The following is a 19,341-nucleotide window of genomic DNA, read 5'->3' as shown; positions in this document are numbered from 1 at the left end:
TCCACTCATTCCATCACATAAACTTAATACATTCATATCTTCTCGTCAGAAGATGACCGGTCACATATTATCTAGAATTACTTCATTATCTCCTTTCTTTTAATTTTATTTCGTCGCATTAATTTCAAAATATGTATCAATCCCATTTTAATTCTATATTATCTAATAATAAATTTGCTTCTAATTTAGATAAGGTTTTATATGCAACCTTATTTGTTTTGTGGTTGAATATTCTAATTTCTATATCACTTTTTACATTTTCAACCACTTTAGTATACTGATAACAGTCATTTTTATCTTTGCAATTTAGTGTACATATTCCTTTACATCTAAGACCTTCTAAATACATCTCTTTAGTAATCATATATTTTTGTCTCCTTATACTTTATTTTTAGACCTCTGTTTTTAGAGTTCTTCACCGCAACTGGGGCAATATTGTCCTGTTTGATGTAATGGCTTTAAATCTAAATCTAATAAATCATTTAAAGTTCCCTTCTCAATCATAACATTAATGTTTTCATTTATAGTTTTTTCATCTTCACATTCCTCTGGTATGCCTAGAACATCTATAGGTATTGGTATATCCCTATTGTCGTTAAATCTATGTATTTCACTCTCATCAAATCTATGTGCGGTTCGCAAATCAGAATTATATCCACCTTCATTTTCTCTACATCCCCAAAACAAACCCCATTCTCCACCAAATATACTATTGTGTCTATTACATAGAACTAAATATTTTTTGCCCATTTTATTTCTCCTCACTTTATTACATCATAATTTTAAAATATATTTATAAATATTTATAATTTCCAAATAAATAATAAGCTGTTTTAAACTCTAGTGCTTTCTCTAATGATATATCAGATTGCTTTGCTGCTTTCTCTACTGCAAATACATCTGATATAGGCAACTGTACATAATAATCTATAAATTTCAATGCTTGTTCTGGCTTTATCCCAACTTCTAAAGCTACCTTTTCTACCTTCCAATAATGCTTATTTTCTTTTAAATTTGCTAACTCATTTTTATTCAGCCTATTCATCTCCTTTCTTTTTAAATTATTTTGAATAAAATAGTTAATTTATGCAATTTTGTTTTTCCTTATGTAATCTTTATAATATTGAATTTCCTTTTTTAATCCATTTATAGCTATATTTAATTCATTATTCTCATTCTTTAATTTATTATATGTATTGTTAAGCTCCACTTCATTTTTCTTTCTATTCTTATTTTTAAGAATTTTTATATTTGATTCTTGTTTTTTATTTTCATTAACTAGCATAATATTTACAAATTTTAATTTATCTCTTTCTTGTTTTAATTTTTGAATTTCAGATTGTATTTTCAAGCATAATTTATCTTCGTTAATATCTATTATTTTTAAAGAATTTGCAATTCTTCTAATATCTGATATTTTCGTTTCTTCCATTTTATTAACCGCCCCTTCTTCTTTCTTACAACTAAGGAATGAATTTAATCATTTCTATTATTTAACTCCTGTACTTCCTATTCCACCTCTATCTTCATTGCCTAAATCTTCTACTTCTATAAATTGTAATGTAGGCATTTTTTCTTGTATTCTAAATTGTCCCATTCTTGCTGGTTCTAAAAATATGTACAAATGTACTCAAATTAGATAATTCGCACTTATTTTATCTTATGATAATTTTAAGTCTTGGATGTACCAGTTCGTAAAGTTCGTGATAACCAGATGATTTCTAGTCACTACTCACTAAACTATCCTACAACCGTATTTTAAAATTTTATAATTAAAGATTTATCTAACCCTCATTTCTGATGAAATATATGCTTCATTTCTGAGGTACATATATTTGTGATTAAATACTCTTTTAATATCAATTTAACTCTAACTTACTTTTAATCTATTTTCTAAAATATCTTTAACTTTTTTATAATTTGTATATAAAGTAATGTCATTATCATATTTTCTATTTAATATATTTTTACTTGCATTAGTATCAGCGTGTGTTTCTCCGCATTTAGGACAAGTAAATACATCACCATCTCTTTTACCAAAACTTCCACAAAAACTACAAATCTTACTTGTATACGCAGGATTTATATAAGTATATTTAATACTATAAAAATCACATTTAAACTCTAATCTTTCTCTTATATAACCTTTTATCCATCTTGATAATTTACGTTTTATTGATTTAGGATATTTATCATTCCAATTAACAAAATCTAATTGTTCCATAACTATTTCAGTTGGTTTTTCTTCTTTTATTAATTGATTTAATGAATAATTTATATAAGATTTTACTATTTGGTCATGTTTTTGTTTGTTATGATTATATTTTACTTTACCTAAATTATTTTCTTTTATGGTCTTAGCTTTCTTAACATTACCTTGGTCTAAATATTGACTATATAAAGCCCAAAATCTATTTCTTTGTGAATTGACTTTATTTAATCTTTCAGTTTCTTTAGATAATATATTATTTAAGCCTTCACCATAAAAATTATTGCTTGATACTGCAAATAAATATCTATAGCCTTTGTCTATTCCTATAATATTAGTATCTTTATTCTTTCTAGTTTTTATTTTTAAAGGACAATTTATAACTATTCTATTATCTATAATTTTAACTATCATTGTTCTATCATACTTATTGTTGTCAGTTAATTCTACAGACAGTCTTTTGCCTTTCTTTGTAGAAGTTATATTAATACAATCATTTTTGTAAGAGTATAATCCAGTATCTATAGAAAATGTTTTTCCTACTTTAGAATAAGGTATATGTCCTTTATATTTTCTAGTATATCTTCTAATAAGATTATTTAGATATTTAAAATTTAAATTTTTGTTTTTAAATATCTTAGGAATATCGAAGCCTATATGGTTTAAAACTTTATGATAATAACTATTAAATTTAACAATATAATTTATATAATGTTTATCTTTATTTGACAAATTCTCATTAACCTTAACCTTCTCTTTAATTTCATTCTTTATATTAGACCATTGAGATTTAATATTTCCCATAGCTTCGGTTAATGCTAATTTCCAATACCTAGCAGGTAATTTCCATTGCTCATAGAATTTAATTTTAGTCCATTCATCTCTTATTTGCCTTTCTTTACCCAATAATGGAATACTATTAATCCCACTATATCTTGAATAGACATAGTTCTTTACATTCTTATATTGATTAGCTATAAACTTTAATTCTTGTAATATATCATCATCTAATTCATAGGAATATTGTTTTACTGTTTTAATGATAGTACCCATTATTAATCACCTCACTTATTTACCATATTTATATATTATCATAGTGTCCCCACCTTGTCAACACCTTTGGTTTATGATATTCTTAATTTAATAAATGTATTTTTGAGGTGTGGTATTATGGCTATTAGTAAAAATAATACAAGAATTAAAATTACTATTCCTAAGGAAATGAATGAACAATTAAAATTAAAAGCTAGTAAAGAACAACGTTCTGTTAGTAATTATGTTTATAAATTAATTATTAAAGATTTAGAAAATAAATAATTATAAAATTTTAAAATACGGTTGTTTAATTATCTAATTGACATTTGCATATATTTTTAGAGTGTTCACATAGGTTCGCCACTCCCTATGCAGTTCTCTTATGAACTTCTCATACTTTCATATGACGCACAGACTATATCACAACCCTATTAGATAGGGTTCTCCCCATTTCCCCTCACTTGAAGGTACGAGATTTCTCTCTAGTCGTTGAAGTTTCCTCTATTCGAGGCTTACCTGCTGATTACCCATTATTAAAGTGTTTAGGATTTAACCTTGTACCATCTACATTATTTTTTCTACTTTCGTCACCATCACGTTTAGACTTATTTCATTCTTGCGTTGTGGTTAATGTAGCCTTAGGGACTTCCAGCAATTAAAGGAGTTTTGGATAGATATTATATCTATCACTCTACACTCTTTACGAATGTAGGGAGCTTTTGTTTTAAAATATACTTTTGTCTATATTTATTTATATTTAGGTATATTTTTAACAACTAATTAGTTGCTCCTAATTCTATTTGTCCATCTCTAGTTGCATAAAATATCATCATCCATTCATCGTTATTACCACAATAAGATTCATCTATAATTCCTTCTGAATTGACTAATAATAATCCATAGTTTTTAAATGTACTACTTCTTGGCAATACATAAGCTTCATATCCTGTAGGTAATTCCATACTAAAGCCTAATTTTATTTTTAATACATCATCTTTTCTATAATAAACAGTTGTTTTCCCACTATGTATTTTTGTAAATAAATTTGAATCACTTTCTTCTTTTAAACCTTTGGTATTCTTTACTACTTTAACTTTACAAGCTCTAACGTCTATCCAGTCTCCTTTATCTATTTTCTTTAACTTCCAATCCTCGTTGTTATGATGGTATTTAATTTTTATCTCTTTACACATTAAACATCTTCCTTTCTTTTAAAAAATATACTTGCAAGGAAAGGTTGTCCAAACCTTACAAGTATTATATTACCAAATTGTTTTATAATTGTCAAGTATTTATTTTCTTTTTAAATTATTTTATATTATGTGATAGTTTATCTATTAATCGTACTAAATAGCCTCCTATAAGTTTATTGAAAATATTCATAGATACCTCTTAAAAATCATCTTCCCATAAAATTATTTTATTTTGTTTTAAACTTTTTTGCACATCTATTATTCGCTGATTCGAAGACCCCCTAAATCTCAGCGAGGCATCTTTAAGATTCGATACAAATTTTCCATCTACTACTACATCTATTAGGTTTAATATTTCCTTTGTTTCTGGATTTGTTCTCTTAATTAATTCTTCAAATACAAATCCTGTATAGCACCATATGTTTAAATTATTTTTTTTGATTTTTCTCAAGAATGGTATTAACTCTCCTATATGTTTTTCAGTTAAAGGTTCTCCACCAGAAAGTGTTATTCCATCAATCATTTTATTATTTAATATAGATTTTAAATAATAATTTTCATTAAATAATGTTCCATAACTCTCATTCCATGTTTGAGGGTTTTGACAGCCCTCACAGTAATGAGGACAACCACTAATAAATAAAACACTTCTCCATCCTATACCATTAGACATACTTTCTTCATAAAATCCTGAAATATTAATGTTATCACTTCCTTATATGCTATGTGTAATCCTATCTTCCAGTTCTGCTTTTTTACCATCATTCCAACTATCAACTGTCCCAACTAAATATCCAGTGATTCTTTCAATTGTATCTACTTTCTTACTTCTACAATTAGGACATATCTTTAAATTTTTCTCAGCACTTTCATATCCACAATCCAAACATCTATTACGCAAGTGATTTATTGAACCATATCCTATATTGTACTTATCCATTAGGTCTACAATACCCATGATTGCTTGAGGATTGTGTGTAGCATCTCCGTCTAACTCAACATAGAAAATATGTCCACCTCTTTCTAATTCATGATAAGGTGCTTCTATTATTGCTTTATGTTCTGCTGTACACTTGTACCAAACTGGTACATGAGAACTATTTGTATAATAATCTCTTTCTGTAACATTTGTAATTATTCCAAAATCTTTTTTATCTTGCTTTACAAATCTTCCACTCAAACCTTCTGCTGGAGTACCTAGTATTGAATAGTTTAATTTGTATTTCTCCTTATATTGCTCTGCTTTATCTCTCATATATGTAATAACTTCAATTCCTAATTTTTGAGACTCCTTATTCTCTCCATGATGGCATCCAGTTAATGCAACTAGGCATTCTGCTAATCCTATAAAACCTATCCCTAAAGTGCCTGTCTTTATAACTTCTTTAATTTTATCATTAGGATTCAATTGTTCTGAGCCATTCCATAATCCGCTCATTAACAATGGGAATTGTTTAGCCAAAGCAGTAGATTGAAAATTAAATCTTTCATATAATTGTTTTGCTACAATATCAAGATATTTTTCTAATCTACTAAAAAAGTCTCTTATTCTTTCATTTTCATTATGAGGATATCTTTCTTTTGCTTCGAGTGCTAATTTAACTATATTTATAGAAGTGAATGATAAATTACCTCTACCTATACTTGTTTTTTCTCCAAATATATCTTCAAAAACTCTGGTTCTACAACCCATAGTTGCTACTTCATATATATACCTATTAGGGTCTTTTTCATCCCACTTTTCATGTTGATTAAAAGTCGCATCAAGATTTAAAAAGTTAGGGAAAAATCTCTTAGCAGTTACCTTACAAGCTAATTTATATAAATCATAATTTCTATCTTGAGGTAAAAAATTAACACCTTTTTTCTTTTTCCAAATTTGGATAGGGAATATAGGAGTTTCTCCATTGCCTACACCCTCATATGTGCTTAATAACAACTCTCTTATTATACATCTTCCTTCTGCACTTGTGTCAGTTCCATAATTTAGAGAGCTAAATACAACTTGATTTCCTCCTCTTGAATGAATAGTATTCATATTATGAATAAATGCTTCCATAGCTTGATGAACTCTTTTGACAGCTTCATTAATAGCAAATTGTATTGCCTTATCTACTGGATTTTCAATAGATTCTATTGATTTTATTATATAATCTTCTACTTTAACTTTATTAATATCAATTAAATTTTCTATATTCATAATTTTTATAACTTTATTTAATTCTTCTTTAAACGTTTTTTTAACATAAGGAGCTAAATAAAAATCAAAAGCTGGAATTGCTTGTCCTCCATGCATTTCATTTTGCACCGTTTCCATACTAATACAACCAATAATACTAGCTGTTTCAATTCTTTTAGCTGGTCTACTTGCCCCATGTCCTGCACGAAACCCATTTTGTAAAATTCTATCAAGAGGATGTTGTAAACAAGTTAAACTTTTAGTAGGGTAATAATCTTTATCATGAATATGTATATAGTTATTCTTAACAGCATCTTTAATTTCTGGACTTAACAACATATCGTCAACAAAAGGCTTTGTTGACTCACTTGCAAATTTCATCATCATTCCTGCTGGAGTATCTGCATTCATATTAGCATTTTCTCTTGTAATATCATTCTTTTCAGCATTAACAATTGTCATGAAAGTTTCATATGTTTTTTGACCTCTTGCGATATTTCTTTTTTCTCTATAAGTTATATATTCTTTGGCTACTGCTTTATTTGAAGAATTCATTAGTTTTTTTTCAACCATATCTTGGATTTCTTCTACAGAAAGTGATCTACATTGCTTATTAACATAAGTTTCTATGTCTTCTGCTATTTTATTTGCTAATCCATTATTTAAGTTTTGAGATTTTTCCATAGCCTTCAATATAGCATTGGCAATTCTTTCTTTTTCAAATACTACTTTTCTTCCATCTCTTTTTATTACTTTTATCATGTAATTCCTTCTTTCACATATTAAATTATTTTAAATTAATATAAAATCAACCCTTTATCATATTTTTAATTAATCCCTAATTTTGTTTTTGTTTCATCAAGTAATTCTTGAGTAAATTTATCTTTATAATAATCCTCAAATATTTTTATTGATTTTTCATTAAAAACAAAAACATATTCATCATTAATCGTCTTAAAATCTACTCCTCCATCCATTATCATGTCTTGTACGCTAAGAGTTTTATTAAAATTATAAGCATATTGAAAAATACCATCTTTTTGTTTAGGCTTTTTATCATCTTCTATTTTTTTAACCATTCCTGTAACAATGTTTATTTTTTGTTCAATTGTTGCATTTCCATAATTTAATCTCATACTACACCTCCTTAAATTATGCTTTCCAACATTTTTTATACTTCCAACTTTCTTCATTTGTTAATTCTATTTCTTTATATGAAACAACCTTCCCATATGCTTTACTAAATTTAGTATCACATATTACAAAGTCATTTATATTTAATCTTTCATTGCTTATAAAGTTATATTGTTTTTCATTAGGCTTATGCTCTATATAGTAAACGATTTTTTAGTTTCTTTTAATTTAAATCTTTGTTTGCTCCCTATACACACCTTATCATCAACTTTAAATTTCATATTAATCCTCCTTTATCCCTTTGTAATAAGTTTTAACTATTTTAACTATTCCTTTAATTTGATATTCCCAAGCTTTTAAATCATCACTTTTTATCTGTGGAAATATTATCTTAAATTTTTCTATGTATTCATCTGGAGTCATATCACAACCTTTCTTTACTTTAGAAGTAATATCCACTTCTATCTTGTATAATAAATCATCAGTGAACATATTAATCACTCCTCTAATTTTATTACTTCCATAGACACTCACTTCTATATTCCTTTTCTCCATCTTTAAATATTATAGTTGCTACAGAAGAAGTTAAATATCTATTATTATAATAATTTTTATCCCTAATGCTATTAAAATGAATTTTATTCTTATTAATTTTTTTAATTTGCTTTCCCATAACACTATCCCTTCTTTATAATTATTAAATTATTTTAACCTCCTTTCTAATTCTTCTACCAATTCTTCATTTGTATAATTTGATAATTGTTTTTCTAATACAACATCAACATCATTAATTGTTTCACCATGTTCTAAAGTTTTATAGCCTCTAATCTTTTTAACTTTGAACTGTTTAATTAATCGTTCCTGTGAAAAATCCCATATTCCCATTATTTTTCCTTCCGGAGTACATACAACAGAAATTACGCTATTATTATTTCCAACATTAAATGTTACAATATCTCCTGTGTTAAGCTTGTTCCCTTTAATATCTATTTTATTTGTTTCTTCTCCTATAGGGAATTTTTCCTCAAAATATTGTAAATACCCTGTAAATTTCTTACTCATTTAGTTATCCTCCTCTTTTTATTGGACATTAATTCTTTATTAATTGATTTTAAATAAAATCCATATTTTAAATTATCTGAATCGTTGTATATTATAGTTGATTAAAGCTATAATATACAACTTATGTATTAAATTATTTATTAGTTCTCATATCTAATATGGGATTTCCTCCCTGTACTTGAGGTACTTTACCATCCCATTTTTTTACTTTTTCATACTCTACAATAGTATTATTCAATGTAGATTGCTTTAATTTATTTGCATCAGCTTCAGCTTTAGCTCCTATCTCTGTTACTTTTGCTTTAGATTCTGCATCTACTTTATCTTTTTGTGCTTTTATTTTTGCAGTTTCTAATTCTATTTTTTGCTTTTCTAATTGTTGTTGTGCGTTAATCCTATCTTGTATAGCCTTGTTAGTTTGTCCATCTACGTTTATTCTAGTAAAATTCACACTATCAATAACTATTCCATATTCTTTAAATTTTTCTTTAGAATACTCATATAATTCCCTATTTAAATTACTTCTCTTTTCTCCATAAATATCTAGCACTGAAAACTTAGAAGATACTTCTGTCGCATATGCTTTCATTTTTCCTTTTATAAAGGTTTGTTCAATTACATCTCCCTTTTGCCCTTTAAATCTCGTAAATGTCTGTGGCAATTTCTCATTGTCAAAATGATATGACAGCTCTAAATCCACAGAAAGTGTTTTTCCATCCTTACTCGGTATTAAAAAACTATCATCATCTTCAGAACCTTCTTTTTTATCTTTGCTTAAAAATGCTTGTTCTGTAGCAACTGAATACTCTACAACTTTTTTGAATGGAGATATTAAATGCCAACCTTGACCTAAAGTTTTACCTTCTACTCCTCCATCCATACTATAAACAACTCCTACATATCCTGCTTTAATTCTTTCTGTTGATTTAAATAATGTAAACACTCCTCCTATAACTAATACTCCTGCTATTAAACTTGATAAAAATTTCTTATTCATTATTCATTCTCCTCATTATCTTTAAATATTTTATTTGAAATTATTCTTGCTAAGTCAACTAACTTATTGCATATAGGTATTAATGATATAAAGACAATAACTGATATCAAAAATACAATTAAATAAAAGACTGGATTCATAATTAAGATATCTCCTTTTCTTTTTAAATTATTTTATATATAGAACAGCATCGACTATTCTATTCTCAGTATTATTTATTATCCACCGTTCACTAACATTTGGTATGAATATATCTACTTTACATTCTGTTTTATTTTCATTTAGCCATCGTATCGCCCCACCTGAGTCAACTACTTTATGACTGCCCATACCATCTATATGTAAAATACTCCCGTAAGAAATCTCTTTAGGCATAGCACATACTTTCATATTATGGGATGTTAAATCTTTCCCTCTCTTATCTAACTGTCCGCCTTGAAGTGCATTATCAATATTTGTATAATATGTTATATGTACCTTAATTTTCTTAATTTGTTTAATATTTAATAAATCACCTCCTCTCGATAGCTTAGCTTTTTTAATTGCTTACTCTTCTTTCTTAAATTATTTATATTTTTTTCTAAATTTTTTATATTTTTTTCTAAATTTTTAATTCTAATAGTCTTATTATCAATCTCTTTTGTTAATATTTTGTTTCTAGTTTGCTCTTTTTTAATTGTTTTTTGTTGAGTATGTATTTGCTGGTCATTCTTATTCTTACTATGTAGTAAATACATATTACTTAAAGCTAAAATACAAATAATAGCTAATAATTTTTTCGATATCATCAAACAATCATTCCTTCCTATTTCCTAATCATCATACTTCCAACCACAATTAGGACATTTTCTAATACTTATTAATTGACGACATTCTGTACCAAAATGCTCAAGCATTTCACAATCCTTTTCCGTTAGCACTATTAATTCTTCATTGCATTTTGGACACTTGTCATTATTAAGCCTTCGAACTTCTATTTCTGTTTCAATGCGTTGTAATATTCGTTTCAGTTCTCTCTTTTGATTTTGTTGCAACATGTTCAAAGAGTCTGTGACAAATTCGTATAATAAATTTAACCCATCATCTTCTAAATACATTTCTGGATTATTGAATATATCTTTAAACTCATTAAAATAAATATTTCCCTTATTCAATCTTCCTCAACCTTCCTTTTCAATATTACTAAATTATTCTATATTTGTCAAGTTTATGTATTAATTTTTATTAAATTATTTCTATTCGGCATATACATGATGAATCGTTACTGGTTTATTATATTCTTTATGTAAATCTAATCTTTTTTCTTTAATTAAATCTCTAAAAGGTATTTTAACCAATTCTTCTTTACTATAATCATAATAACAGCAATTATCTTCTATATCATGTTCTATTATTTCTCCTTTTCTTCTATCTTCCCAAAGATAATCACTTAATTTGTTTACTTCTTTTTTAGAGTTACATAATATATATAATGTCAACTTATTTTCGTTTACTCCTGTTGTCTCAAATATTTTATTCATTTTTCTCACCTAAGTCCTTTCTAATTTACTGATTTACTGATTTTATTAAATTATTTACATTAACACTTATCTCTTCCAAAAATTTAAATCAATTAGTTTAAATCTCTTCTTTTTTTTATTATTTAAATGATTATCTTGCAATGTCTTTAATCCTGATTTTAATAAATCATTATACTTTTTTAAATTTTCTACTTGCTTTTCTAACATTTCATTTTCTTGCTTAATAATATTACAATAGTTATTCATATTTACCCGTCCTCCAAGATAACCTAATAGCCAAAAAGCAGTAAATATTAAATCATTATCATCACATATTTCTAGTTCTAATCTGGATATTTTATCCCCATTTTTATATTCTCTATTGTCTTTTGCTCGAACAATTAATTCTATTTTATTTAAAATTTCTACATCATTTATACTTCCATGAATTTTATTGCCTGTGATTGCTAAAGGATAACCCTCAACTAAATCACAATCATTTTGAAATATATAATACTCATATCTTAATAAATCACAATGCCCTTCTTGGTTATTTTTAGGATTAAATAAATCTAATTCTATATTATCTTCTTTTTCTAACTTATTTAATTCTTCTGTTAATTGATTAAACCATTTTTTATCTTTTGTTTCTAAGGCTATATTTATCATATCTTTAAGAAACCCTTTATCTTGAATATCTAAAATTTTAATCATCTCCTAAGTTTTTAATAAAAGAATCATTTTATAAAATTATTTTTCCAATAGTCTTCAAGCATCCCTCGTTTTATTACTTCATCAAATTGAACAATAATATATAATAAATACTTATCTAAATAAGAATTTAATTTCACCATGCATTCAAGTGAACTTCCTCCATAATATGCTTCCCTTTCTTCCCATATCTCACTTCTTTCCTCTTTTTATAAAATTCACTTAATTTAATTTCAATAAACCCTTCAGGAGCTTTGGTTTCTTCATTTATTTTATGACTATCTAATTTAACATATAGCTTATGCTCCAATTCAAATTGACTTAATCTATATCCGCCTAAAGATAAATTATTAGTAGAAGTGGATTTAAAATAATCACCTATTCTTGGTTTTAATAAATTTATAATTATCTTATTATCTATACAATACTGTTCAAATTCTTTACCTATTTTACTATTCTTTTTAAAACTACATAGTTCATATTGATCTGGTTTATACAATTGTTTACTTAAACTTTCTTTATCCTCATCAGTTGGTATTATTGATAAAGAAATGTCTTTTTTATCTTCTTCTGAAAATGGTATATCACAAAGTCCATCACCATATAGCCAGTATTCTTTTGCTTGAATACCTTTTTCTCTTAAAAATTTAAACACGAATTCTTTTTGTTTTTCTCGTCTTTGTATGTACTCCTGCAAGTCTTGATAATATTTACTTGGTCTTGTTGCTATATAAAATTTTTCCATTATAACACTCTCCTTTTATTGTATTATTAAATTGTTTTATAATTACTATAAAATTCTTATTTTATATCATTTTTACCCCTTGCAAATGGCTTGGTTAAGCCATTCTTAAAATAAGTTTTTTGTAATTTTAGTCATTTTGGTTAAAACGCATCTGTATTGATTTTAAATTTATTTTTGTAAATTTTTAGATTTTTTCATTTCTGACTGATATATAAGCTTGTATATAAAATTTATTCATCTAACTCATTATTAATATTTTCTATTACCAAATTAAGATTTTGTATAGCATCTTCTATACATCCTTTCATATCTAATTCTTCTAATTTTCTTTTATTAGATTTTAAATTTCCTAAGATAGTTTGTAATTCTGTATTCTTATCTATATCAACTGTTTCCTTATTTTCTAATTCATCCATAGCAATGTTAGCTAATTCATCTGCTCTTTCATTCAATTCTACACCATCGTGTCCTTTGCATTTATTAAAAGTTACATCTTTAAACTGTTTTGTTAATTCTAATATTTGTTGCCATAGCTCTTTATTTTCAACAGGTTTCTTTTGTGAATTTCTCCAATTCTTTTGTAACCAACCATGAATCCAACTATTCATACCATTAACTAGATAAGCACTATCTGAATGTATTTCAATGTTACATATAGGTCTTACATCCCTTTTAATTGCTTCTAGAGATTTAATGCAAGCTGTCAATTCCATCTGATTATTTGTTGTGTTAACCTTATTTCCGTATATCTCTTTCTTATTGTCTGTACCATTTTGATTTAAAATAGCACCCCATCCACCTATATTATCTTTTTTTTGGTTTCCTCTACAGCCACCGTCACAATATATTATAATTGTATTTTTCATTAACTATACTCCCCTCTTTAGATTACAGGTTTTATTTCCCTTAACCTGTAATCTTATTTTATCAAATTATTTTATGTTTGTCAAATAATATTCGTTAAATTATTTTGTATTTAGTTCTATTAATAAATCTTTTAAGAATGTATTTCTTTGTAAATTTTCTTTTTTCTTTAGTGCTTTGTTTATAGTTCTTATATTTCCAATATGAAATACTCTTAATTTAGCCCTAGTCCCTCCAACATATAACAAATTAGAATTTAACATAAAAGTATGTGCTTTAGGTGAAATTAAAATTATGTTTTTACTGTTGTCACCTTGTGCCTTATGTATAGAAATACAATACCCTAATTCTATTTCATCTAAGTTTTCTTTAGTATATATAATTTGTTCTTTTCCAAAGTCGACTATCATTTCATTCCATCCAATATCAATTACAACTCCTGTATTTCCATTATAAACAGATGCAATTTCTTCATATACATTAATAGCTTTATAATTATTTTTTATTTGAATAATTTTATCTCCTTTATAGAATTTAGTATCTCCCCTTTGCATATATTTGTTATCTTTATTTTTCTGTATTAATTGTTGTATATAATTATTAATATTTTTAGTACCATACTCTCCTTTATTATAAGCTGATAACACCATAACATCATTTATGCTAAAATCATCTTTTAATAATTTAGCATAAATTTTCAATATTTCACTTATAATCATATTTTGAGGTCTTTCTAAATATATATAATCCTTTTTTTGTCCAAATATTTTAACACCTTTAAAATCATCTGGTAGAAACTGTTCTCCATTTCTTATCTTAGTAACTATTTGCATTAATCCACCTTCGTTATACCTAAATATTTTAGTTAAGAATGTAGTAGGTATAATTTTGCTAGTAAGTAGATCATGAGCTATATTTCCACAACCAACACTACTTAACTGATAACTGTCAAAAACTAATAATAGTTTAGTATTTTCAAAATCTATAGCATCTAATAAATGTTTCATCAAATAAATATCTGTCATTCCGAATTCATCTATAATTACAGTGTCTACCTTTAATTTATTATCTTCATTAAATCCCCAAGCAGGGTCTTCAGATGGATTATATTTTAATTGTCTATGTATTGTACCTGCATCTCTATCTACATAAGTAGCTAATACTTCTGAACTTTTTCCTGTTGGGGTAGCCAACAAATAAGTTTTATCATTGTCTTCTAACATATTAACAACCATTTTAACAGATTGGCTTTTCCCTGCCCCTGCTGGTGCTGTTAATATACTAACATTGTGCTGACACACCCCTCTTAAAGTATTTAATTGCTCGTTTGTTAATATAATATCTTTATCTTCTCTATATATTTCATAAGGAATATTCCATTTTTGATTCTTATTTTTTAACATATGATTTACTTTTTCAGCTATATATCTCTCAGTTTCATAAGTTTTTTTTAGTGATAAAGTTTTTGAATTCATATCTAAATATAAGTCTTTAGAATTTTTAATTATTTTAACAAAATATTGAATACATTGAGGGGTTAACTTATTACATTCTTTTCTAATTTCTTTTAAATCAATTCTAGTATTTCCATTAGATTCATTTTCTTCTAATATATAATTTATACAAGCTTTCATTCTAGTTTCTGATGTTTTTAAATCATAATCAAATTGAAAATTATCTTTTATTTGATTATTTTGAAATTGTTCTTCCATTCCTAATAAAATGGAATCTGCTGTTTTAAAACCCACTCTTGATAATCGACAAAGACAATTATAGGGGTTTGCTTTCATTTGTTGTTTAATGGTTTTTGTAGATGTGAATTTATCATATAATTTTTTTATGATATTAATAGATAAATTTCCACCAAACTCATCTATTAAATCTATTAAACAAAAATTTTCTATTATATTATTTTTTATTTTTTCAAATTTTTTCTCTTTTATTCCTTTTGTTAAAGACAAATCTATATCATCTAAATCATTCTTGATTACTTTATCTATAATATCAGGATATACCTTTAATAACACGTCAGCTTCTTTATAAGTTAAAACTTCTGTAAGAAATTTCTTAGCAGTAGTTTTATTAGTAGGTTTTTCTCTTTTAACATTTAAAACTTTATATTGATAACCATATTTCTTATTTTCTTCTGTTGCTCTTATAGTATATTCTATATCAGGCACTAAATTATGTATATTCCCAACTATTATATATTCCTTTTTATTATTCTGTTTTAAATCAGGATAAATATTTTTATCTATTTCTATTTTATATATTTTAAAATCCTCCGAAACGAACTTAGGAGATATGACTCTACATTTAAATTCATAAATTATACTATCTTTCACTAATAAACCTCCCATAAATCTACAACTTCATTAAATTCTGTTTTAGATTGATGCCATTTACCATTTTCATCTTTTTTTCTTTTAGATTCCTTATGATCTTCTAAAACCTTAATAATATTACCTTCCTTAAAAGGATTTTCTGAAAATAATATATAGTCTTTTATTTTCATTTTTTTAATCTCTCCATTTTTTATATTATATACTTTTGGATAATATGTAATTGACCTTTTATTTTTAAATATTTGTAATTCCAACACAAAATAAAATCCATTACTTGCTTTTGAAATTGTTGTTGTTGGATATCCTAAATATTCTATCTCAGCAGATAATTTATCTTTTATTGATATATCTTTATTTGGAATATTTGTAACTAATTCTTGAATCATTCCTTCCATATCAATATCTTTAAATAATTTAGCAGTTTCTTTGTTTGAATATTTTTTGATCAAATCCTCTGTCAATCCTAATTCTATTATTTTATCTTTTTTTATTTGTTTTTTGTCATATAAAACATCCATTATATTCATAATTTTTAATAACTTTTTAGATTTACCAAACTCAGAAAAATAGTCTAATTTAATTAAAATCTCTAATTGTCTTGAATTAATAGATGTTTTTATATTTAAATCTTTTAACAAATCTATAAAACTATTATATTTATTATTTCTTAAATCATATAATTCATTGGATGCTTGCTCATTTAAGAATTTTATAGAGCCTACCCCTTTGTAAATAGAATTTGTTGATTTATCATACATATATTCTGCTTTTGAATATCTGAATTTATAGTCATTAAGTTTAATTCCTTTTGTTTTAGCTAATTTTATTCCTTGTCTAATATCTTCTTCTGTTTCTGCCCAATTTAAATATGAAGTTATAAACTCTAAAGGATAATAATGTCTTAACATCGCACAATAAAATCCATTCATTGAATAACCTGTTGAATGATTATATCCAAATTGATATTCTGATGAATCAGATACGATTTGTATAAACTCTTTTGCTTCTTTTTCTGCAATTTCTCTTGTTTTTTTTGAATGATTACAATAACCTTCTAAAATTTTAGGTAATTGTTCTTGAAGCCCCTTAACATCTTTTTTCCCAATGCATCTTCGGGTAGTATCAGCAAGAGAACCACTAAAATCACATATATCGGTTAAGAACTTAATAGTATCTTCTTGAAAGACCAAATACCCATAATTATCTTTTAATAAATTATTTATCTCTTCTGAAGGATTTTGATTAATTTCTTTTTTTATTAATCTATTTCTATATGATTTTCCACTAGGTCTTAAAGAAGCATTTACTAATGACATATCATTAATTGTTTTACATTTAAATTTAGATAATAAATCAAATGCAAAATCTCCTTCAAATTGAAACAGTCCAACATTGCTTGTATTCATATCTTCCCATACTTTATTATCTTTCCAATTAATTTCATGTGCATATTTCCATTGTTTATTTATTAGTTTATATGTATCTTGAATAATACCTATTGTTTTTAAGCCCAATATATCAAATTTAACATAATTTAAAAAATCTACTGCTTTCATTGAACAAAATGAAACGGGGAAATTTTCATCACCCTTTTTATAAAAAATCCCCAAATTATCATATAATGTAATAGGGCTTCCTATCATTCCTGCTGGATGATTACCTTTTGCAATAATTGTACCTTTTATACCATCAAAGTAATAAAACAATTCTTTATTGCTTTGTCTTAATTGTTCCCATTTATTATTCAATTCTTTAACTTTACTAAGTTTTTCTTTATTTCTAATTCTCTCTATATATAAATGGTAGTCATCAAAATTAGGAGATTTACTAGTTGCTTCTTCTAATTCTTCAAGATTGACTTCTTCTTGAATTATTTTAGAATATTCTGCAAAAATTTCATCAAAACTGTTTTTTATTTTTTTTACAACAGACAAATCTTTATAATCTAAGCCTTTTGCTAATACATCAATGCTACCTCTATCTTGTATTGTGCTAAGTGATAATATATATGACACATTTTTATTACCAAATCTATTAATTATGTATTGATAAACCTTTTTTCTATCTGATGGACTAAAATCTTGGTCAATATCTGCTAAAGATATTCTATCCGCATTACAAAATCTTGAAAACACAGTATTCCAAATTATAGGGTCTACATCTATAACATCAGTTATATATGCGATTAAACTTCCTCCCACTGAACCTCTGCATGGTGAAGAATGAATGTCGTTTTCTCTACACCATGTCATTAGTTCAGACATAAACATCATAAAACTCTCCATATTTTGTTTTGACATAGCTTTAAATTCTTCAATTATTCTTTTTTTATATTTTTTTATATTTTTTTTATCTATAATATTTTTATCTATTTTTTCTTTTAATTTTTTTTCTATTAGTTTTTTCCATAATTGATTTGCATTATTCCCATAAAGATCTGGATATTTAAAAGTTCTATCTAACTCAAAATCTTCAACCATATCAGCTAATTTATTTGTATTATTAATAGCTTTCATATAAACTTCTTTAGGTAAAACATTTTGATTTTCAAAGCATTTTATTAATTCATCATAAGTTTTCCATACTAAATCAAATTCATCTTCTTCACCATAAAAACTATCTTTTGCCTTTTGCAATACTTTTCTACATTCGGCTTTATATCTAGTTGATGAATGAGTATCTGTTCCTGCTATTAAAGGTATATTATATTTTTTATGCCATTCATACAATTGCTTATTAAATAATTTTTGATGTTCACAATTATGATATTGCACTTCTAAAAAACATCTATCTTTATTTTTAGATAACCAATTAAGTAATTCATCTCTTTTTTGTATATTATATTTATATATTTCTGTTCCGTTTTCTTTTTTTAATACAGATTTATCTGATAATTGCCATAATGGTGATGCTAAACAAGCTGTAGTAATTATTATATTTGAAGATGTGTTCATCAGTTCTGAAAAAGATATTCTTGGGTTATAATACATATGTCTATCTGAATTATCTTCTTTTTCTCCCTTAGATGTTGCCATACTCATTAAAGTATTTAACTCTTTGATGCCTTCCCAGTTTTTAGAATATAATCCAATATGCCACCCTCTTATATTGTCTTCTAAATTAATACATAAATATAATTCAACTCCATGTATATATTTTATTTTGGCTTTATCACAGGCTTGTTTCTTTTTTACCCAATCATAAATTCCACCATGATTACTAAAAGCTATTGCTTTCATATTTGATTTTTTAGCCATCTTTATATATTCATCATATTTTGTACAAGAATCAGCAAAACCATTACAGTTTGAGGTATCATCATGTAAATGATGTACTACATAGCTATTCATATATTCTCCTTTCTAATT

General features: G+C 25.7%; 25 protein-coding genes. 1 reads left to right on the top strand and 24 read right to left on the bottom strand.

From position 1 onward, the window contains the following. Nucleotides 1-136: 136 nt before the first annotated feature. The 6 genes from EJL03_RS15485 to EJL03_RS15460 all read right to left on the bottom strand — a co-directional run bounded on the left by EJL03_RS15485 (nucleotide 137) and on the right by EJL03_RS15460 (nucleotide 3,262). The gene (locus tag EJL03_RS15485) at nucleotides 137-364 is read right to left on the bottom strand and encodes a hypothetical protein (protein ID WP_125154868.1); all 228 of its coding nucleotides are present in this window, start codon (nucleotides 362-364) and stop codon (nucleotides 137-139) included. 41 nt (nucleotides 365-405) lie between these two features. Then, nucleotides 406-750: a hypothetical protein gene (locus EJL03_RS15480; protein ID WP_125154867.1), complete on the bottom strand. Its 345-nt coding sequence runs from the start codon at nucleotides 748-750 to the stop codon at nucleotides 406-408. Nucleotides 751-793: 43 nt separating this feature from the next. Continuing rightward, nucleotides 794-1,045, bottom strand: coding sequence for a hypothetical protein (locus tag EJL03_RS15475; protein ID WP_125154866.1), 252 nt, complete (start codon nucleotides 1,043-1,045; stop codon nucleotides 794-796). Between the two features lie 39 nt (nucleotides 1,046-1,084). Beyond that, nucleotides 1,085-1,432 carry a hypothetical protein gene (locus EJL03_RS15470; RefSeq protein WP_125154865.1) on the bottom strand — a complete coding sequence of 116 codons (348 nt, stop codon included), beginning with the start codon at nucleotides 1,430-1,432 and terminating at the stop codon, nucleotides 1,085-1,087. Nucleotides 1,433-1,489: 57 nt separating this feature from the next. Next, nucleotides 1,490-1,624 carry a hypothetical protein gene (locus EJL03_RS16500; protein WP_423243357.1) on the bottom strand — a complete coding sequence of 45 codons (135 nt, stop codon included), beginning with the start codon at nucleotides 1,622-1,624 and terminating at the stop codon, nucleotides 1,490-1,492. A 246-nt stretch (nucleotides 1,625-1,870) separates the two neighbouring features. Further along, nucleotides 1,871-3,262 (bottom strand): RNA-guided endonuclease TnpB family protein, encoded by a 1,392-nt coding sequence (locus EJL03_RS15460; RefSeq protein ID WP_125154864.1) that lies wholly within the window; start codon nucleotides 3,260-3,262, stop codon nucleotides 1,871-1,873. Between the two features lie 117 nt (nucleotides 3,263-3,379). Here EJL03_RS15460 and EJL03_RS15455 point away from each other — a divergent pair, with 117 nt between their 5' ends. Further along, a complete protein-coding gene (locus EJL03_RS15455; RefSeq protein ID WP_080444824.1) occupies nucleotides 3,380-3,526 on the top strand; it encodes a ribbon-helix-helix domain-containing protein in 147 nt (48 codons plus the stop codon). Nucleotides 3,527-4,020: 494 nt separating this feature from the next. On the opposite strand, the gene EJL03_RS15450 is transcribed toward EJL03_RS15455, so the two are convergent. The 18 genes from EJL03_RS15450 to EJL03_RS15375 all read right to left on the bottom strand — a co-directional run bounded on the left by EJL03_RS15450 (nucleotide 4,021) and on the right by EJL03_RS15375 (nucleotide 19,323). Then, nucleotides 4,021-4,437, bottom strand: a complete 417-nt coding sequence (locus EJL03_RS15450; RefSeq protein ID WP_125154863.1) for a dCTP deaminase/dUTPase family protein — start codon at nucleotides 4,435-4,437, stop codon at nucleotides 4,021-4,023. A gap of 199 nt (nucleotides 4,438-4,636) precedes the next feature. Then, a complete protein-coding gene (gene nrdG / locus EJL03_RS15445; protein ID WP_279222092.1) occupies nucleotides 4,637-5,134 on the bottom strand; it encodes an anaerobic ribonucleoside-triphosphate reductase activating protein in 498 nt (165 codons plus the stop codon). 18 nt (nucleotides 5,135-5,152) lie between these two features. Further along, a complete protein-coding gene (locus EJL03_RS15440) occupies nucleotides 5,153-7,378 on the bottom strand; it encodes an anaerobic ribonucleoside triphosphate reductase (protein ID WP_125154861.1) in 2,226 nt (741 codons plus the stop codon). Nucleotides 7,379-7,443: 65 nt separating this feature from the next. After that, nucleotides 7,444-7,752, bottom strand: coding sequence for a hypothetical protein (locus EJL03_RS15435; protein WP_125154860.1), 309 nt, complete (start codon nucleotides 7,750-7,752; stop codon nucleotides 7,444-7,446). 280 nt (nucleotides 7,753-8,032) lie between these two features. After that, entirely contained in the window at nucleotides 8,033-8,242 is a 210-nt protein-coding gene (locus EJL03_RS15430; RefSeq protein ID WP_125154859.1) for a hypothetical protein, read from the bottom strand. 22 nt (nucleotides 8,243-8,264) lie between these two features. After that, nucleotides 8,265-8,423: a hypothetical protein gene (locus EJL03_RS16245; RefSeq protein ID WP_164509123.1), complete on the bottom strand. Its 159-nt coding sequence runs from the start codon at nucleotides 8,421-8,423 to the stop codon at nucleotides 8,265-8,267. Between the two features lie 29 nt (nucleotides 8,424-8,452). Next, the gene (locus tag EJL03_RS15425) at nucleotides 8,453-8,812 is read right to left on the bottom strand and encodes a hypothetical protein (RefSeq protein WP_125154858.1); all 360 of its coding nucleotides are present in this window, start codon (nucleotides 8,810-8,812) and stop codon (nucleotides 8,453-8,455) included. 133 nt (nucleotides 8,813-8,945) lie between these two features. Continuing rightward, nucleotides 8,946-9,809, bottom strand: coding sequence for a prohibitin family protein (locus EJL03_RS15420; protein ID WP_125154857.1), 864 nt, complete (start codon nucleotides 9,807-9,809; stop codon nucleotides 8,946-8,948). Further along, nucleotides 9,809-9,949, bottom strand: a complete 141-nt coding sequence (locus tag EJL03_RS16240; RefSeq protein WP_164509122.1) for a hypothetical protein — start codon at nucleotides 9,947-9,949, stop codon at nucleotides 9,809-9,811. Before EJL03_RS16240 ends, EJL03_RS15420 begins: the two co-directional genes overlap by 1 nt. Before the next feature lie 28 nt (nucleotides 9,950-9,977). After that, nucleotides 9,978-10,199: a hypothetical protein gene (locus EJL03_RS15415; RefSeq protein WP_125154856.1), complete on the bottom strand. Its 222-nt coding sequence runs from the start codon at nucleotides 10,197-10,199 to the stop codon at nucleotides 9,978-9,980. A gap of 113 nt (nucleotides 10,200-10,312) precedes the next feature. Continuing rightward, nucleotides 10,313-10,600, bottom strand: coding sequence for a hypothetical protein (locus EJL03_RS15410; protein WP_125154855.1), 288 nt, complete (start codon nucleotides 10,598-10,600; stop codon nucleotides 10,313-10,315). Between the two features lie 21 nt (nucleotides 10,601-10,621). Further along, a complete protein-coding gene (locus EJL03_RS15405) occupies nucleotides 10,622-10,852 on the bottom strand; it encodes a hypothetical protein (protein WP_125154854.1) in 231 nt (76 codons plus the stop codon). Between the two features lie 192 nt (nucleotides 10,853-11,044). Further along, a complete protein-coding gene (locus EJL03_RS15400; RefSeq protein WP_125154853.1) occupies nucleotides 11,045-11,329 on the bottom strand; it encodes a hypothetical protein in 285 nt (94 codons plus the stop codon). A gap of 66 nt (nucleotides 11,330-11,395) precedes the next feature. Then, nucleotides 11,396-12,022 carry an IDEAL domain-containing protein gene (locus tag EJL03_RS15395; protein ID WP_125154852.1) on the bottom strand — a complete coding sequence of 209 codons (627 nt, stop codon included), beginning with the start codon at nucleotides 12,020-12,022 and terminating at the stop codon, nucleotides 11,396-11,398. Between the two features lie 133 nt (nucleotides 12,023-12,155). Continuing rightward, nucleotides 12,156-12,764, bottom strand: a complete 609-nt coding sequence (locus EJL03_RS15390) for a hypothetical protein (RefSeq protein WP_125154851.1) — start codon at nucleotides 12,762-12,764, stop codon at nucleotides 12,156-12,158. A gap of 230 nt (nucleotides 12,765-12,994) precedes the next feature. Beyond that, nucleotides 12,995-13,630 carry a ribonuclease HI gene (gene rnhA, locus EJL03_RS15385; protein ID WP_125154850.1) on the bottom strand — a complete coding sequence of 212 codons (636 nt, stop codon included), beginning with the start codon at nucleotides 13,628-13,630 and terminating at the stop codon, nucleotides 12,995-12,997. A gap of 99 nt (nucleotides 13,631-13,729) precedes the next feature. Further along, entirely contained in the window at nucleotides 13,730-15,973 is a 2,244-nt protein-coding gene (locus EJL03_RS15380; RefSeq protein WP_243108737.1) for an AAA family ATPase, read from the bottom strand. Beyond that, the gene (locus EJL03_RS15375) at nucleotides 15,973-19,323 is read right to left on the bottom strand and encodes a PHP domain-containing protein (RefSeq protein ID WP_125154848.1); all 3,351 of its coding nucleotides are present in this window, start codon (nucleotides 19,321-19,323) and stop codon (nucleotides 15,973-15,975) included. The genes EJL03_RS15380 and EJL03_RS15375 overlap by 1 nt, the downstream gene beginning before the upstream one ends. Between the last annotated feature and the right edge of the window lie 18 nt (nucleotides 19,324-19,341).

Source organism: Clostridium rectalis (genome assembly GCF_900626095.1).
Lineage (GTDB): Bacteria > Bacillota > Clostridia > Clostridiales > Clostridiaceae > Clostridium_AS > Clostridium_AS rectalis.
This window is presented reverse-complemented; position numbering and strand designations above follow the sequence as displayed.

What these genes read in the sequence shown, in the direction of transcription:
- EJL03_RS15485 (WP_125154868.1), bottom strand. Translation starts at nt 364, where the DNA reads ATGATTACTAAAGAGATGTATTTAGAAGGTCTTAGATGTAAAGGAATA.
- EJL03_RS15480 (WP_125154867.1), bottom strand. Translation starts at nt 750, where the DNA reads ATGGGCAAAAAATATTTAGTTCTATGTAATAGACACAATAGTATATTT.
- EJL03_RS15475 (WP_125154866.1), bottom strand. Translation starts at nt 1,045, where the DNA reads ATGAATAGGCTGAATAAAAATGAGTTAGCAAATTTAAAAGAAAATAAG.
- EJL03_RS15470 (WP_125154865.1), bottom strand. Translation starts at nt 1,432, where the DNA reads ATGGAAGAAACGAAAATATCAGATATTAGAAGAATTGCAAATTCTTTA.
- EJL03_RS15460 (WP_125154864.1), bottom strand. Translation starts at nt 3,262, where the DNA reads ATGGGTACTATCATTAAAACAGTAAAACAATATTCCTATGAATTAGAT.
- EJL03_RS15455 (WP_080444824.1), top strand. Translation starts at nt 3,380, where the DNA reads ATGGCTATTAGTAAAAATAATACAAGAATTAAAATTACTATTCCTAAG.
- EJL03_RS15450 (WP_125154863.1), bottom strand. Translation starts at nt 4,437, where the DNA reads ATGTGTAAAGAGATAAAAATTAAATACCATCATAACAACGAGGATTGG.
- EJL03_RS15440 (WP_125154861.1), bottom strand. Translation starts at nt 7,378, where the DNA reads ATGATAAAAGTAATAAAAAGAGATGGAAGAAAAGTAGTATTTGAAAAA.
- EJL03_RS15435 (WP_125154860.1), bottom strand. Translation starts at nt 7,752, where the DNA reads ATGAGATTAAATTATGGAAATGCAACAATTGAACAAAAAATAAACATT.
- EJL03_RS15430 (WP_125154859.1), bottom strand. Translation starts at nt 8,242, where the DNA reads ATGTTCACTGATGATTTATTATACAAGATAGAAGTGGATATTACTTCT.
- EJL03_RS16245 (WP_164509123.1), bottom strand. Translation starts at nt 8,423, where the DNA reads ATGGGAAAGCAAATTAAAAAAATTAATAAGAATAAAATTCATTTTAAT.
- EJL03_RS15425 (WP_125154858.1), bottom strand. Translation starts at nt 8,812, where the DNA reads ATGAGTAAGAAATTTACAGGGTATTTACAATATTTTGAGGAAAAATTC.
- EJL03_RS15420 (WP_125154857.1), bottom strand. Translation starts at nt 9,809, where the DNA reads ATGAATAAGAAATTTTTATCAAGTTTAATAGCAGGAGTATTAGTTATA.
- EJL03_RS16240 (WP_164509122.1), bottom strand. Translation starts at nt 9,949, where the DNA reads ATGAATCCAGTCTTTTATTTAATTGTATTTTTGATATCAGTTATTGTC.
- EJL03_RS15415 (WP_125154856.1), bottom strand. Translation starts at nt 10,199, where the DNA reads ATGAAAGTATGTGCTATGCCTAAAGAGATTTCTTACGGGAGTATTTTA.
- EJL03_RS15400 (WP_125154853.1), bottom strand. Translation starts at nt 11,329, where the DNA reads ATGAATAAAATATTTGAGACAACAGGAGTAAACGAAAATAAGTTGACA.
- EJL03_RS15395 (WP_125154852.1), bottom strand. Translation starts at nt 12,022, where the DNA reads ATGATTAAAATTTTAGATATTCAAGATAAAGGGTTTCTTAAAGATATG.
- EJL03_RS15390 (WP_125154851.1), bottom strand. Translation starts at nt 12,764, where the DNA reads ATGGAAAAATTTTATATAGCAACAAGACCAAGTAAATATTATCAAGAC.
- rnhA (WP_125154850.1), bottom strand. Translation starts at nt 13,630, where the DNA reads ATGAAAAATACAATTATAATATATTGTGACGGTGGCTGTAGAGGAAAC.
- EJL03_RS15375 (WP_125154848.1), bottom strand. Translation starts at nt 19,323, where the DNA reads ATGAATAGCTATGTAGTACATCATTTACATGATGATACCTCAAACTGT.